Origin of the sequence: Shewanella zhangzhouensis, assembly GCF_019457615.1 — a bacterium.
GTDB lineage: Bacteria > Pseudomonadota > Gammaproteobacteria > Enterobacterales > Shewanellaceae > Shewanella > Shewanella zhangzhouensis.
The window spans coordinates 4,178,692-4,192,189 of the sequence record NZ_CP080414.1; the positions used below are offsets into that span (position 1 = coordinate 4,178,692).

Annotated in this window: 15 protein-coding genes; 3 read left to right on the top strand and 12 right to left on the bottom strand. The window is 51.1% G+C overall.

Annotation, left to right across the window (positions count from 1 at the left end; genetic code table 11):
- Window positions 1-114: 114 nt before the first annotated feature.
- A complete protein-coding gene (locus K0H63_RS18390; protein ID WP_220065930.1) occupies window positions 115-1,005 on the top strand; it encodes a LysR substrate-binding domain-containing protein in 891 nt (296 codons plus the stop codon).
- 53 nt (window positions 1,006-1,058) lie between these two features.
- Here the strand turns inward: K0H63_RS18390 and trpS are convergent, their stop codons facing one another.
- The 3 genes from trpS to rpe are packed head-to-tail and all read right to left on the bottom strand — an operon-like array spanning window position 1,059 to window position 3,427.
- Entirely contained in the window at window positions 1,059-2,057 is a 999-nt protein-coding gene (gene trpS / locus K0H63_RS18395; RefSeq protein ID WP_220065931.1) for a tryptophan--tRNA ligase, read from the bottom strand.
- A gap of 12 nt (window positions 2,058-2,069) precedes the next feature.
- The gene (locus K0H63_RS18400; protein WP_220067948.1) at window positions 2,070-2,747 is read right to left on the bottom strand and encodes a phosphoglycolate phosphatase; all 678 of its coding nucleotides are present in this window, start codon (window positions 2,745-2,747) and stop codon (window positions 2,070-2,072) included.
- Between the two features lie 5 nt (window positions 2,748-2,752).
- Entirely contained in the window at window positions 2,753-3,427 is a 675-nt protein-coding gene (gene rpe, locus K0H63_RS18405; RefSeq protein WP_220067949.1) for a ribulose-phosphate 3-epimerase, read from the bottom strand.
- Window positions 3,428-3,658: 231 nt separating this feature from the next.
- Here rpe and K0H63_RS18410 point away from each other — a divergent pair, with 231 nt between their 5' ends.
- Both K0H63_RS18410 and K0H63_RS18415 read left to right on the top strand, forming a co-directional pair.
- Window positions 3,659-4,006: a hypothetical protein gene (locus K0H63_RS18410; protein ID WP_220065932.1), complete on the top strand. Its 348-nt coding sequence runs from the start codon at window positions 3,659-3,661 to the stop codon at window positions 4,004-4,006.
- A gap of 12 nt (window positions 4,007-4,018) precedes the next feature.
- Window positions 4,019-4,201 carry a DUF2970 domain-containing protein gene (locus tag K0H63_RS18415; protein WP_220065933.1) on the top strand — a complete coding sequence of 61 codons (183 nt, stop codon included), beginning with the start codon at window positions 4,019-4,021 and terminating at the stop codon, window positions 4,199-4,201.
- 28 nt (window positions 4,202-4,229) lie between these two features.
- On the opposite strand, the gene K0H63_RS18420 is transcribed toward K0H63_RS18415, so the two are convergent.
- The 9 genes from K0H63_RS18420 to K0H63_RS18460 all read right to left on the bottom strand — a co-directional run bounded on the left by K0H63_RS18420 (window position 4,230) and on the right by K0H63_RS18460 (window position 13,377).
- A complete protein-coding gene (locus K0H63_RS18420) occupies window positions 4,230-5,072 on the bottom strand; it encodes a Dam family site-specific DNA-(adenine-N6)-methyltransferase (protein ID WP_220065934.1) in 843 nt (280 codons plus the stop codon).
- A gap of 51 nt (window positions 5,073-5,123) precedes the next feature.
- Entirely contained in the window at window positions 5,124-6,668 is a 1,545-nt protein-coding gene (locus tag K0H63_RS18425) for an AAA family ATPase (protein ID WP_220065935.1), read from the bottom strand.
- A gap of 13 nt (window positions 6,669-6,681) precedes the next feature.
- Window positions 6,682-7,761 carry a 3-dehydroquinate synthase gene (gene aroB / locus K0H63_RS18430; RefSeq protein ID WP_220065936.1) on the bottom strand — a complete coding sequence of 360 codons (1,080 nt, stop codon included), beginning with the start codon at window positions 7,759-7,761 and terminating at the stop codon, window positions 6,682-6,684.
- 6 nt (window positions 7,762-7,767) lie between these two features.
- Window positions 7,768-8,283: a shikimate kinase AroK gene (gene aroK / locus K0H63_RS18435; protein ID WP_011761475.1), complete on the bottom strand. Its 516-nt coding sequence runs from the start codon at window positions 8,281-8,283 to the stop codon at window positions 7,768-7,770.
- Between the two features lie 210 nt (window positions 8,284-8,493).
- Entirely contained in the window at window positions 8,494-10,551 is a 2,058-nt protein-coding gene (locus K0H63_RS18440) for a type IV pilus secretin PilQ (RefSeq protein WP_220067950.1), read from the bottom strand.
- Window positions 10,552-10,572: 21 nt separating this feature from the next.
- Window positions 10,573-11,091, bottom strand: coding sequence for a pilus assembly protein PilP (locus K0H63_RS18445; protein ID WP_220065937.1), 519 nt, complete (start codon window positions 11,089-11,091; stop codon window positions 10,573-10,575).
- Window positions 11,088-11,720, bottom strand: coding sequence for a type IV pilus inner membrane component PilO (locus K0H63_RS18450; RefSeq protein WP_220065938.1), 633 nt, complete (start codon window positions 11,718-11,720; stop codon window positions 11,088-11,090). The genes K0H63_RS18445 and K0H63_RS18450 overlap by 4 nt, the downstream gene beginning before the upstream one ends.
- Window positions 11,717-12,310, bottom strand: coding sequence for a PilN domain-containing protein (locus K0H63_RS18455; protein ID WP_011761479.1), 594 nt, complete (start codon window positions 12,308-12,310; stop codon window positions 11,717-11,719). Before K0H63_RS18455 ends, K0H63_RS18450 begins: the two co-directional genes overlap by 4 nt.
- Complete coding sequence (locus K0H63_RS18460) at window positions 12,298-13,377, bottom strand: pilus assembly protein PilM (protein WP_220065939.1); 1,080 nt, start codon at window positions 13,375-13,377, stop codon at window positions 12,298-12,300. The genes K0H63_RS18455 and K0H63_RS18460 overlap by 13 nt, the downstream gene beginning before the upstream one ends.
- Between the last annotated feature and the right edge of the window lie 121 nt (window positions 13,378-13,498).

Sequence of the window (13,498 nt, forward strand, 5' to 3'; positions counted from 1 at the left end):
TCAGCTCATGAAACTGAGCGCATGATATAGCCCACAACTAACTAAGAAAAATGATGTTTTTTTATTAGCCATGAATTAGATTCATGCTTAATTATCTCTGTTAAGCCATTTCTGATGCGTAAACTTCCTCCGCTTCGTGCAATGCAGGTTTTTGAAGCTGCGGCCCGTCATCTGCACTTTTCCCGGGCTGCCGAAGAGTTGTGCCTGACCCAAAGCGCCGTTTCACATCAGGTCAGGGCATTGGAACAACATCTGGGGCAAAGCCTGTTTTCCCGCCGCGGCAGGGAACTGACGCTGACCCCCAAGGGCGAACAGCTGTTTTTGGCGGTGCAGTCGGCTCTGGATGGTCTGGATAGCCTTTGTCGTCAGTTGAATGAAGCTGAAAGCCGGGAGCTGCGGCTGGCGGTGTACAGCTCCTTCGCCGTGAAGTGGTTGATCCCGAGACTGGGTGACTTTCGCCGTCAGCATCCAGGCATCAAGATTCACCTCGAGATGGTCAGCGGTGACCCACCGCTGTCGGATCAGGTGGCGGATATGTTTATCTGCGGTGAGCAGCATCAACGTGGGTTTTGGCAAATACTGCTCAGGCCGGAGCGGCTGATCCCCGTATGCAGTCCGGCACTGGTCAATGCCCTTGGCGAAGCGCTGGTAATGCCGCTGCGACTCGACAGCCTGCCGCTGCTTTCGGTTGACGAAGCAGATGTAGGACCGGATTGGGCGCGCTGGGCCAGGTCTCAGGCGCAAACGCTGACCCAGGCACAGTTACAGAGCTACAGCCATGTGCTGCTGGCGATTGAGGCGGCCATTGCCGGTCAGGGAATCGCCCTGGCATCGGATTTCATTGTCGAAGGCGACATCGCCGCTGGAAAACTGTTGGCGCTGCACTGGCCGGCACTGGAAACCGGGTTTGGTTTCCATTTCTGTTGCCGGGAGCGGCGCCTGAAAGAGCCTGCCATGGCCGCCTTTGCCGAATGGATCCAGCAACAAGCCGCCACAACCGGATAGCAGACATAAAAAATCAGCCACTTGGGCTGATTTTTTAGCTAAGTCGACTGGCGTTATACCAAGAGGCCGATTTTTTCGTAGACCTGTTTCAGGGTTACTTCGGCGCGCGCCTGGGCCTTCTCGGCGCCGTCACGCATAACGGTATCCAGGTATGCCCTGTCTTCGCGGAATTGACGATAGCGCTCCTGCAGCGGCTCCAGCATGCCAACCACGGCTTCACCACAGGCGACTTTGAGATGGCCGTACATCTTGCCTTCGAAATCGGCTTCGAGCGAAGCGATGCTCTGGCCTGTTACACCAGACATCAGACTCAGCAGGTTGGACACGCCGGGTTTGTTGTCTACATCGAAACGTACCACTGGCGGCTCATCACTGTCGGTCATGGCCTTCTTGAGCTTTTTCATTACCGCCTTGGGATCTTCCAGCAGACCAATCACGTTATTGCGATTGTCATCTGACTTGGACATCTTCTTGGTCGGGTCCTGCAGTGACATCACCTTGGCACCCACAGGTGGGATAAAAGGCTCTGGCACGGTAAAGGTATCGCCGTAGGCGTTGTTGAAGCGAATAGCGATATCGCGGGTCAGCTCTAGGTGCTGTTTCTGATCCTGACCAACGGGAATCTGATTGGCCTGATAGATCAGAATGTCTGCTGCCATCAGCACAGGGTAGCCAAACAGGCCAACGTTGATATTGTTGGCATGCTTTTGTGACTTGTCTTTAAACTGAGTCATGCGCGACAGCTCACCCATCTGGGTGTAGCAATTGAGCACCCAGCCCAGCTGTGTATGCTGCGGCACCTGAGACTGGATAAACACAGTGCTCTTTTTCGGGTCAACACCACAGGCCAAATACAGCGCCAGAGTGTCAAGGCAAGCCTCACGCAGGGCCTTGGGGTCCTGACGCACGGTAATGGCATGCAAATCCACCACACAATAGAGACAATCATGACTGTCCTGCATCGCCACCCACTGACGCAGAGCACCCATGTAGTTGCCTATGGTCAACTCGCCTGATGGCTGCGCGCCGCTGAGAACGATGGGTTTAGTCATGTACTTACTCCGTTAGTGTGTCGCCGTCAGGCGAGTCAAGATATCTGCAAAGGTGTTACATACGGCGTCTGGGCCAGAAAGCCCAATATCTTCACCGTAGTTGTATCCATAGGTCAAGCCAAAGGATGCAATTCCAGCCGCTTTGGCGGCCAGTATGTCGTTGCGGCTGTCGCCCACCATCAAGAGTTCGTCACGGCCGAGCTTCCAGCTGTCCAAAATGTGGGTCAACGGCAGGGGATCGGGTTTCATTCGTTCCAGCGAATCACCACCAAGCACCAGCTCAAAATGGCCATCAATGCCGAACGCCCTGAGCAATGGCAGGGTAAACCTGTGGGGTTTGTTGGTCACGATAGCCATGCGGATCCCCATGGCAGAAAGCTCGTTGAGCGTTTCGATAACCCCGTCATAAAGACGGCTGTGACACTCCAGATGACGCTCGTAATGACGCATAAAGAGCGGCATGGCATCGTCCAGCATGGAGCCTGTCACATCACGTCCGAGCGCATGGGTCAGGGCTCGGGCCATCAGGACTCTGGCACCGTTACCCACCCAGGTCCGCACATCGGCTTCGGTGCACTGTGGTAAATTCAGCTCGCGGAGGGTGTCATTGGTGGCCGCGGCGAGATCCGGCACGCTGTCAACCAAGGTGCCATCCAAATCAAAGGCGATGGCACGGATACGATTCACCAGAGCCATCAGCCGGCTACCTTAGCCAGCTCGGCACGCATACGGTCAACAACCGCCTTGTAATCGGGTTTGCCAAATATGGCACTACCAGCCACAAACATGTCGGCACCGGCCGCAGCGATTTCTGCGATGTTGTCTTCTTTCACGCCGCCATCCACTTCGAGGCGAATGTCGTAGCCACTGGCATCGATACGCTCACGGACCTGCTTCAGCTTATCGAGAGTCGCCGGAATAAAAGACTGGCCCCCAAAGCCAGGATTCACCGACATCAGCAAAATCACATCCAGCTTATCCATCACATAATCGAGGTAATGCAGCGGCGTGGCAGGGTTAAACACCAAACCGGCCTTACAGCCATGATCACGAATGAGCTGCAGAGTGCGGTCGACGTGCTCAGATGCTTCTGGGTGGAAGGTAATGATGGACGCGCCCGCCTTGGCGAAATCCGGAATAATGCGGTCGACCGGCTTTACCATCAGGTGCACATCGATATCGGCGGTGATGCCATAGTCACGCAGCGCTTTACACACCATGGGGCCAATGGTCAGGTTTGGCACATAGTGGTTGTCCATTACGTCGAAGTGAACCACATCGGCACCGGCATCGAGCACAGCTTTGACATCGTCACCCAAACGGGCGAAATCGGCGGACAAAATCGAAGGAGCAATCAGGTAAGGACGCATATTCAGAGTCTCGGGCATGGGTTGAGAGGGCGCGTATTCTATCCGATTTCACTATTTTTTTCCGCACTCTCTGTCGATTTTATGGGCTCCAACACACCAAACGGGACGATTCACTGCCCATGGCGGTATCAATTGAAAGAAACTTGTTCAAAAAGCGTGCGCTTTTGTTATAATCGACAACCAAGCTGGACCTGACCAATGGCTTTAACGTCTCTCTCAAAGGAAATGACGATGGGAACCACGAATCCGCAACAAGCGCCACGTCGCTTAGCTAACCTGAAGGCCGTCATGGTGTTATCCACGACAGTGTCTGTGGTGGTTGCTGGTTTGATTTTCCAGTCAGATGCAGGCGATCAGAGTGCATCAGCCTGTGTGTGCAGCCCAAATACAAGCTACAACAACAGCTTACCAGCCAGCCACCCCAACAATCGCTGTGCCACCCAATCACAGGACCTGAGCTGGAAATCCTGGCTCACAGGTAGCAGCCGCACGACACAGTTCCACTTCCTCGATTTACTCGAACTGCTGCACGGCCATAACAGCCAGCCAGCGGAAAGCCCAGCGGCTAACCAACGTTAAGCCCGGGCTACAATGACCGGATTCCTGAAAATATTGAGTAGCACCCTGGCCGCTTTTTTTGGGGTTCAGTCTGAAGCCAATCGACAACAGGATTTCAGCGGCAAGTCACCCATACCCTACATTCTGATGGGCTTATTATTGGCAGCCTGTATGGTTTTGGGCCTTATCTGGGTAGTGAATCTGGTATTGAGTTGATAAAGGGCGGCTCCAGCCAAACCTGGTATCAATCCAGCGCTTCCAGATGGAAGGTTTCATCATAGAGCGCCATCAGTTCATCCACTTTATTTCGCCCACTGCCTTTTTGGCTGATATTTCGCTGCACCTTAACCGTTTCCAGTTTGGCGCCCAGGTATAAACCGCGGGTCAGAGGGATGTCGTGATTACTGATGAGTACGGGTATGCCGCGCTCTACAGCTATATGACGTGAGTGACGGGCCAGCAGCGCCTGATCGTCCAAGGTAAAGCCCGCTCCCACATAGGTGGTAAAGCTTGCCGTAGTCGACAAGGGCGCATAGGGCGGGTCGCAATAAATCACATCGCCGCTGGTTGCAAGCTCAAACGCCTGCTCGTAGCTGATACAGCGAAACTCGGCTCGCTGCGCCTTAATAGAAAAGGCACGGATTTCCTGCTCGGGAAAATAGGGCTTCTTGTAAGAGCCAAAAGGAACGTTAAATTCACCCTTGCGGTTGTAACGGCATAAGCCATTGAAACCATGACGGTTCAGATACAGAAAATAGACGGCACGACTAAAGGGATCTTTGGATTTATTGAAGCGACTACGAATATCGTAATAGGCGTCTTTGGCATTCATCTCATCACAAAAGAGCGCCCTGGCGGCCCGAATATACTCGTCGGGCTGCGCCTTGACTATCTTATAGAGCCCAATCAAATCCTGATTAATATCGCACAGAAGATAGGCATCGTATTGAGTATTGAGAAAAACCGAACCTGCGCCAACAAAGGGTTCAACCAGGCGTTTTCCTTCAGGCAAATGGCGACGCAGGTCGTCCATCAGCTTGAATTTACCACCGGCCCATTTAAGAAAGGCCCTTTGTTTCATGGTCATGATTGGGAGATGCCGCCCGAAGAGATAAAGAAGCCCCTGATTGTACTTTGTTTAATTTGAAATTTCACCGCCGGATGCCGAATCGAGTGGTCGATAAGAGGTTAAATCTCTCCACGCGCGAACCCAGGGTTTGCCTCCGCCATAACGCTCCATCACCAGCCTGGCTTGGTCGTTTGCCTCCACCTCACTGGTATAGTTCCCTTGCAGTATCACCAGCTTGTCTTTGTAGTGCACCAATCTGAGTTCAGGCTCGGACGCCATACGCCGAAATATGGTAGCAGCAGAGTCCCGCTTGCTGACCGTGGCCAGTTGTAAGGTAAAGCCTGAGACAGGCAACTTCTGAATCGACCTTTGGTACCAGGTTTCGGCCGAAAAAGCCGAGTCATCATGCCCGGCAAGTACTTGCTTATTTGTTGACGCTTGGGTGGCCGCGTCAGTCTCCTGGGATGTGGCAATCTCTGAAACTGAGGGCTCGGGCGATTGTGTTGATTCGTTCTCCGGACTTGTAGCCGCTGGCTTATTTATCCCAGCCTTCTCTCCCTCTGCCGCTTCGCCAGGCTTGAGGGCAGCGGTATCAGAATGCATCGTATCTGCAGTGTGCACTTCGGCTAAACGTCTGGCTTCATCAAGTGCGGCCTCATCGGCCAGCCGCTGCGCTTCTTGAGCGGCCTGTGCTTTTTCCGCAGCCAGGCGCATGTCATCAAATGCGGCCTCTCTTGCGGCTGCTCTTGCGGCAAAATAGCCGGCCAACTGTATCTTGCCCCAAGGGGCCAATAATCCGGTTTCGCGATATTCATGGGGCTCGGCCTCAGGTGCATCGCCTGGATGGCTCTGGATCAGATACCAAATCCCCAAAGAGACACTGGCGGTCAGCATGGCTGCACCTACCGTGCGCCATAGACGCTTTTTATCCGGTCGCTTTTGCTCTTCAGGCCGCAAGGCTCTATCCAGCAGGGCAACCACCTCTCCCGGCCATCCCTGTTGCTGTTCCAGCTGTGATTTAACGATATCACGGGGCACATAAGGGACGGCTTCGGTTCGGCTTATCAGGGTGTAGTAGAGCGCTTCACGCTCACCGAGTTCGAGTGGGGCAATGTCAATTGGCAGCATCAACTCGCGTTGTAAGGCGGTTAACTGACCGTATATATGCCTGGCAACCTCAGGTGTTGACGCTAATGTAATGGCAATGGGACGACCGGCGCATTGCTGCCTGGTCAGCAGCAGACATTCTGCCCAAAGCTCCAGCGGTAGATGATGTGCATCATCCACCAATATATGAAGAGGCTTGGTTAGACGTTTTGATAACCGGTGAAGCGTATTACCCAGCGGCTCTTCGTCATCAAACAGGGGGTCGGCGAGTAACTGGATGAGGATTTTGCGACGGATTTCGGCGGCATCGGCATGCATGGGGCACACGACCAGCGCCGAGTTGTAGTCTTCGAGTTCACTCACCAATGCCGTTAGCAAGGTGGACTTACCTGCGCCTTCAATACCCTGAATAACCACCAATTGCTGGCTATAGCAAGCAACATGCTGCATTCGAAGCAGCAGGGCCTCTTGGGAGGGAAGCAGTACTGAAGGAGGAATAAATGTCATGTTGCACCCGATATCAGGGGCGGCGAATGACCTCTGCCAGCTCGGCATCAGTGGCCTGGCTGCTGACTTCAGCTACGCCAATGCCCAAAGGCAAAACCAACCTGAGCTGGCCGCCCAATACCTTTTTATCTCGCCGCATATGCTTAATAAAGCTATTAAAGTCCATGGACTCCGGAGCCTGGACGGGCAAATCGAATGCCTGAATAAGTGCCGTAATTCGACAAAGAATTGACTTATCGATTAGCCCCAGTGTTACCGAAGTTTGTGCAGCAAGGACCATGCCAGCAGCAACGGCTTCGCCGTGTAGCCAATTGCCATAGCCCATCTCGGCTTCAATGGCATGACCAAAGGTGTGTCCCAGATTGAGCAAAGCGCGAACACCCTGCTCTGTTTCATCTTCTGATACTACCTCGGCTTTGATTTCACAGCAGCGGGCAATAACATGGATAATGGCATCCTGATCCAGTGCTTTAAGCGCCGAAACGTTTTGCTCTAACCAGGTAAAGAGTTCACTGTCACGAATAATGCCGTACTTGATCACCTCGGCCATACCGGCGGCAAACTCTCTGGCTGGCAGGGTTTTCAGGCAATTAATATCAATTACCACCAATTTGGGTTGATAGAAGGCACCTATCATGTTTTTACCCAAAGGATGGTTCACAGCAGTTTTGCCGCCAACAGAGGAGTCGACCTGGGATAGCAGCGTGGTAGGAATTTGAATAAAATCAACACCACGTTGATAACAGGCCGCAGCAAACCCCGTCATATCGCCAATCACACCACCACCGAGTGCAACCAGAACACAATCACGGGCAAAACTTCCCTCAAGCAACGCGTCAAAAATCTGATTGAGATAGTCGAGTGTTTTGTATTGCTCGCCGTCAGGCAGGATCACAGACGCCACCTGAGCCGCGTGAGCGGACAGGGTGGCACTGATCTTTTCGAGATAGAGGGGGGCAATCGTTTCATTGCTGACAACGAGTACTTTTTTGCCACTCACCACAGGCGCAAAGAGCGCCTGATCTTCAAACAAATTCGGGCCAATGTGGATCGGATAACTTCGATTTGCCAAATCAACCTGAATTTGCTTCATGGTGTGTCAGAATCCCAGCTGTTCGATGATTTGATTGGCAACAACCTTGGCACTTTGGTCATCGGTTTTGACAATCACATCAGCGATTTCTTCGTAGAGTGGATTACGGCTCTCGGCCAGTGTCTCAAGCACCGAGCGAGGATCATCGACCTGCAACAGCGGACGACGCTTGTCTCTTTGGGTACGAGCAACCTGCTTGTCTATTGTTGTCTCGAGATATACCACAATCCCTCTTGCGGACAGATAGTTACGTATATCTTTGCTTTGTACTGAACCACCACCGGTTGCCAGCACAATACCCTGCTTTTCAGTTAAGTCGGCAATTACCTGCGCCTCACGGCGACGGAAACCTTCTTCACCTTCAACATCAAATACCCAAGCAATATCAGCCCCTGTGCGGCTTTCAATTTCTTGGTCAGAGTCATGGAATTCCAAGTGCAGCATTTGAGCCAGATGACGGCCTATGGTGCTCTTGCCCGCGCCCATAGGGCCTACCAGAAAAATATTTCGTTTTTCAGCCATTTCTTATACGTCTGAATCGTTTATGAAGTGTCTACCTATGCCATCCCAAACAGGGTGGCGATCTCAGTACCTTGCTCTAAAGAGACTTGACCGGGGATTATCTCAGTAGAAAGGTGGGGAAGGCAAGTCAGTAGAAGACCAAAACCAAGAAAAGCTACCAGAGCAGAAAACAAAAGGGCCGGTTATCCCGGCCCTGTTACTGTCTGAAGATCAGATTTTTTCTGTCACAATTTTGGGCGTCACAAAGATAAGCAGTTCCTGCCGTTCATTTTTATCTGACGTGTTGCGGAACAGGAATCCAACCAGGGGAATATCGCCCAACACAGGTACCTTGCTGACACGGCTGATGAGATTTTGCTGGTAAATACCACCCAGTACTATAGTCTCGCCATTATCTACCAGCACCTGGGTGCCAATACGCTGAGTATCGATTGCCACGGCACGGCCAGTGGGTGTGTCCACGGTTTCACCCTGGCTATCCTGAGTGATTTCCAAATCCAAAATCACACGATTATCAGGCGTGATTTGTGGGGTCACCCGCAAAGACAGCACAGCCTTCTTGAAGGTTACTGTGGTTGCACCGCTTGAGGCCGCCTGAACATAAGGAATTTCAACACCCTGCTCAATGTAGGCTGCTTTTTGGTTAGAAGTGGTAATGCGAGGGCTCGCAATAATTTCACCCTTGTTTTCCTGCTCCAACGCACTCAATTCCATATCCAATACTGTGCCATCGGCAAGTTTTGCAACGTGGAAAGCAATACTGGCGGCATTGGTGGGCGCAGGCAGGTTAACATTCAAACGGTCGCTGATGGCCGGAATGACACCGCCAGCAATACTTTCAGCACCTTCGAGTGAGCCCGAGGTCCCCTTGGTGCCTTGCTGATCGGTAATACCCCAGCGGATACCCAGATCTTCCGCAACGTTATCCTTCACAGTTACCATGCGGGATTCAATAAGTACCTGGCGAATTGGGATATCAAGCACTTCGATCATACGCTGCACGTTGGCCAGAGTCTCAGCAGTATCTTTAACCAGTAAGGTGTTGGTGCGCTCATCTACCGCAACACTGCCTCTATCGCTAAGCAGACTTGAACCTTCGCTCTTAAGCAACTCAGCAATATCAGTGGCTTTGGCGTAGTTGATTTGCATGTACTCAGAATAGAGTGGTGCCAGTTCCTGCACTTCCTGTTGATTACGCAGCTCCATACTCTCACGAACTGCAAGCTCTTCTGCAGGCGCAACCATCAGAATATTGCCTTCGATACGCTTATCCAACCCTTTGGTTTTCAAAATTAAATCGAGTGCCTGATCCCATGGAACGTCATCCAACACCAAGGTAATGTCACCCTGGACGGAGTCACTGGTCACAAGGTTGAAGTTGTTGTAGTCGGCAATTAACTGCAGCACGGTACGCACAGAAATGTTTTGGAAATTAAGCGACAAGGTCTTGCCGTTATATTTCTTTTCCTGCTTCACAGATGCCTGCCGTACGACCTTGTTCATAGACAGTTTGAACTGGCTGGCTTCCTGAACGTAGTTGTATTCGTACTCACCGCCAATATCGACCTGAATACGGGTAACCAAGTCTTCCTTAAAGGTTTCAAAACTCTTTACCGGAGTAGCAAAGTCCTGCACATCCATGACATACAACATGTCCTTGGGTATGTCTGTGTTAAAAAACTTCACCTCTAACTTGGCACCAATCTGTTCAACATTAGCCGCAACCTTGGTGTTACTCAGCTGAACGATAAGCTCTCCGCCACCTTTGCCGTTACGACGAAAATCGATATTTTTTATGTTGTTAACGTAAGCACTGGATGACGATTTGGTATCAGTGGCCTCAGAAACGACTGCATCATTTACCGTTAGTCGATAGCTGTTGCCAACCACAGCACCTTGGTAAGGAAGAACCTTGGACAGATTCACGCCTACCACTAAATCCGAGTCTTGTTGCTGAGTATTGACCTCAGTGACGCCACCACGGTTAACTGGCATGGCATTTGTCGCCAGCCCGGAAATACTGTCATCAAATGAAAGCAGTATTTGAGCCGGTGTCGCATTGAGATTGATCTCAGGCTCAGCAATGGGGTTTTCAAACACCAACTCGAGTTCCAATTGGCTGTCTATCACCGAGTGATATTTAACATCGACCAGCCGATTGGCCGCTACGGCTGCTGTGGTTACACCGAAAAACAACGCAATACCTACCAAGGCTTTTGCCAACCCCGGCTTGTTGGTGCGTGTTGTGAACGCGGCAGAAGATTCCATCATTCCCTCATCCTTCGCAGGTTATTCTCCGGCCAATTCCAGGGTGCTGGAGCGCTCTGCCCAGCAGCCGGAACCGTCCGGAATTAATTCTATTACTTCAACGTTTTGTGGCGTGACTTTACTAATACGGCCGTGGTAAAGCCCCAGATAGTCTCCCACTCCCAAGCGGAATACATTGCCATCATTGGTTTGCACCAACGCCCAAATGCGCTTGTCCTGGGTCAAGGTGCCCCGCATCTTCAGATTATCCAATGCATAGGTTTCCAGTCTTCCCTTACGACGCTTGAGATCGGGTTGAGTACAATCTTTGGAAACATCCACTGCTTCTTCGGTCAGCTCCCTCGAGGGAGGAACGAAGGGGCTGCGGAGCAACTCCGCCTGGTAAGCAAAATGCTCAAACACGGGGGGCTTTTTCAGCGGTGGAATCTTGGCAACGTGCTGAGCTTTGGTTGTAGTAACAAATAGTTCCAAATCGCTACGATCGCCAATACAACCAGTCAAAAACAGTAAGATAGTGGCTAACGGCAAGACTCGTTTCATTTCTTGCCTCCCTTAGCCTTCTTGGCGTCTTTCTCTGGAGGCAATTCCGCCCCTTCTTTAAAGCGGTAGGTTTTGGCCAGAATGTCCATGGTCAGAATGTCACCATCCTGATGCTTAATCACAAAGTCATGCAAGCTGACAATACGGGGCAATTTAGCCACCCCACTGACCATGCTGCCCATTTGATGATAATCGCCGCTCACCACCATTTTAATGGGAAACTCGATATAAAAATCACGTTGGACTGCGCCTTCCCAGTCAAGACTCTCTATATGGAGTCCCGAGTCGGTGGCCACAAAGGTCACATCATCAAGCAAGCCATCCATTTCATTTTCTGACGGCAACATTTTCAGCAGCTCGGCAAACTGAGCTTCCATCTCCTTCAGCTGCTCTCTGTACAGCTTGAGGTTGGCAGCCAGTTGATACTTTTTCTGGAAATCCTGCCTAAGTTGCACTTCCTTATCCTGCTCTCTCTTCAAGCCATCGATAGCATCTGAAATAAACAGAAAATAACTGGCAACACCCACAATCACGGCCAGGAGAATGGCAAATACGACCTTTACCTGGGCTGGCCAGCCACCAATGTTCTCAAAGTCAATGTCGTTGAATTCGCTCAGATCCAGCTTCATTTTGCCGCTCCTTGTTTACTGGCGGCCGCTTTTTCCAGCTCTTGGGCGGCTTTATCAACGACTGTTACTTTCAGACTGAATCGCTGCAGTTTTCGAAGCTCGTCATTTTGCGACACAATACTTTGCATCACTGGGTCATCGAGCCAAGCAGAGGTCTTCATTTTACGCATCATGTTGGCAACGTTGTTATTGGACTCGCTGCGTCCCTCAATCCACACCATAGCGCCTTTCTTTTCAATGCTTGAAAGATAGATGCCGGGTGGCACAACACGCACCAGCTCATCGAGTACGTGAGTAGGAAGATTTCTTGCCTGCTGCAAATTCAAAATAATATCTGTGCGACGCTCGATATCTTTTTTGCGTTCGGTAATCTTCTTAATCTCGGCGATTTGCTTTTCGAGCAGCTGGATCTCAGTGGTCAGAAACGCATTTCTCGCTTTTTGTTCATCCGTCATCATGTCGATGACCTGTAAACAAGCAAAGACCAAGAAAGCCGACAACAGGAATACGAGTGCCAGTGCGCCAATATAATCACGTTTTTGTTTTTCCCTGGCCTCTTCACGCCAGGGCAACAGATTTATGTTCGCCATTGACCGTAGCTCCTTAATGCCAGGCCACAGGCAACCATGTATTTACTGATACTGGGTTGCAAGGTGGATTTAACAGAATCGTCGGCATGCAAATTTCCCTGGAAAGGGTCGGCAATTACGGTGTGGACACCCAGTTCATTGGTCAGCAGGTTAGCCATGCCTTCCAGACGGGAGGTTCCACCACACAGCACTATGTAATCCACTTTATCTCTGCCGCTGGAGGTGCAGTAGATTTGCAGCGTTCTCTTAATCTGCTGCAAAAGCTGTGTTTGGAAAGGAGATAGCACTTCGAACATATAGTTACGAGGCAAATCACCTTCTACTTTGGCTTTTTCAGCTTGTTCATAGGACATGCCGTAAAAAGACAAAATAGACTGGGTGAATTGCTCGCCACCGAAGGCCTGTTCGCGGGTAAAAGCGGTTTCACCCTGGTCGACAACAGCAAAGGTGGTCATGTTGGCACCAATATCGACCATGGCAACAACCTTCTGGCTCGCTCCTTCTGGAAGTTGGCCAAAAATCAGCTCTGCCGAACGGCCCAGCGCATACCCCTCGATATCGACTACCTTGGTCTCAAGGTCGACTTCGTCGAGCGCATCCACCCGGGCATCGATATTCTCTGTTCGACAAGCGCTCAGAAGCACATCGACTTTGCTGGGGTCAATACTGTTAACGCTCAGGGTTTCAAAATCGATGCTGACTTCATCGAGAGAGTAAGGGATAAGGTTATCGGCTTCGATCTCAATTTGCGCTTCCATTTCAGCCTCGCTGAGCGAAGCATCCATGTAGATCACCTTGGTCATCACCGCAGACCCAGAGACTGCAACAGCTGCAAATTTGCAACTCTTTGGGAGGGCGCGCCTCAGCTGACGCAAACAGTCAACAACGGCCGCAGCATCACGAATATCGTGATCGTTTACGGCTCCCTTTTTCACGGGAACAGCAGCGTGACTTACAATTTTATAACCATCAGCCGTCTTGCTCAGCAGAATCGCCTTGACTTCATGGGAGCCAATGTCGATCCCCACCATCTGCGGAGCCTGACGCTTCCATAGATTTGAAAGCATAGTCCATTGTCACTTTAGTTTTAGGTTGCAGAGATAGAGTAGCACAAAATCAACTCGTTATACTTATTTGTATAGAATGTTTATAGGTTTTACAAATGGCAATTTTTTGACGCTGCTTTTT

Excerpts from the sequence above, each read along its gene's own strand:
- K0H63_RS18455 (WP_011761479.1), bottom strand. The coding sequence starts at position 12,310 with ATGGCGAACATAAATCTGTTGCCCTGGCGTGAAGAGGCCAGGGAAAAA.
- K0H63_RS18440 (WP_220067950.1), bottom strand. The coding sequence starts at position 10,551 with ATGGAATCTTCTGCCGCGTTCACAACACGCACCAACAAGCCGGGGTTG.
- trpS (WP_220065931.1), bottom strand. The coding sequence starts at position 2,057 with ATGACTAAACCCATCGTTCTCAGCGGCGCGCAGCCATCAGGCGAGTTG.
- K0H63_RS18415 (WP_220065933.1), top strand. The coding sequence starts at position 4,019 with ATGACCGGATTCCTGAAAATATTGAGTAGCACCCTGGCCGCTTTTTTT.
- K0H63_RS18425 (WP_220065935.1), bottom strand. The coding sequence starts at position 6,668 with ATGACATTTATTCCTCCTTCAGTACTGCTTCCCTCCCAAGAGGCCCTG.
- K0H63_RS18450 (WP_220065938.1), bottom strand. The coding sequence starts at position 11,720 with ATGAAGCTGGATCTGAGCGAATTCAACGACATTGACTTTGAGAACATT.
- K0H63_RS18420 (WP_220065934.1), bottom strand. The coding sequence starts at position 5,072 with ATGACCATGAAACAAAGGGCCTTTCTTAAATGGGCCGGTGGTAAATTC.
- aroK (WP_011761475.1), bottom strand. The coding sequence starts at position 8,283 with ATGGCTGAAAAACGAAATATTTTTCTGGTAGGCCCTATGGGCGCGGGC.
- rpe (WP_220067949.1), bottom strand. The coding sequence starts at position 3,427 with ATGCGTCCTTACCTGATTGCTCCTTCGATTTTGTCCGCCGATTTCGCC.
- K0H63_RS18410 (WP_220065932.1), top strand. The coding sequence starts at position 3,659 with ATGGGAACCACGAATCCGCAACAAGCGCCACGTCGCTTAGCTAACCTG.
- K0H63_RS18445 (WP_220065937.1), bottom strand. The coding sequence starts at position 11,091 with ATGAAACGAGTCTTGCCGTTAGCCACTATCTTACTGTTTTTGACTGGT.
- aroB (WP_220065936.1), bottom strand. The coding sequence starts at position 7,761 with ATGAAGCAAATTCAGGTTGATTTGGCAAATCGAAGTTATCCGATCCAC.
- K0H63_RS18390 (WP_220065930.1), top strand. The coding sequence starts at position 115 with ATGCGTAAACTTCCTCCGCTTCGTGCAATGCAGGTTTTTGAAGCTGCG.
- K0H63_RS18460 (WP_220065939.1), bottom strand. The coding sequence starts at position 13,377 with ATGCTTTCAAATCTATGGAAGCGTCAGGCTCCGCAGATGGTGGGGATC.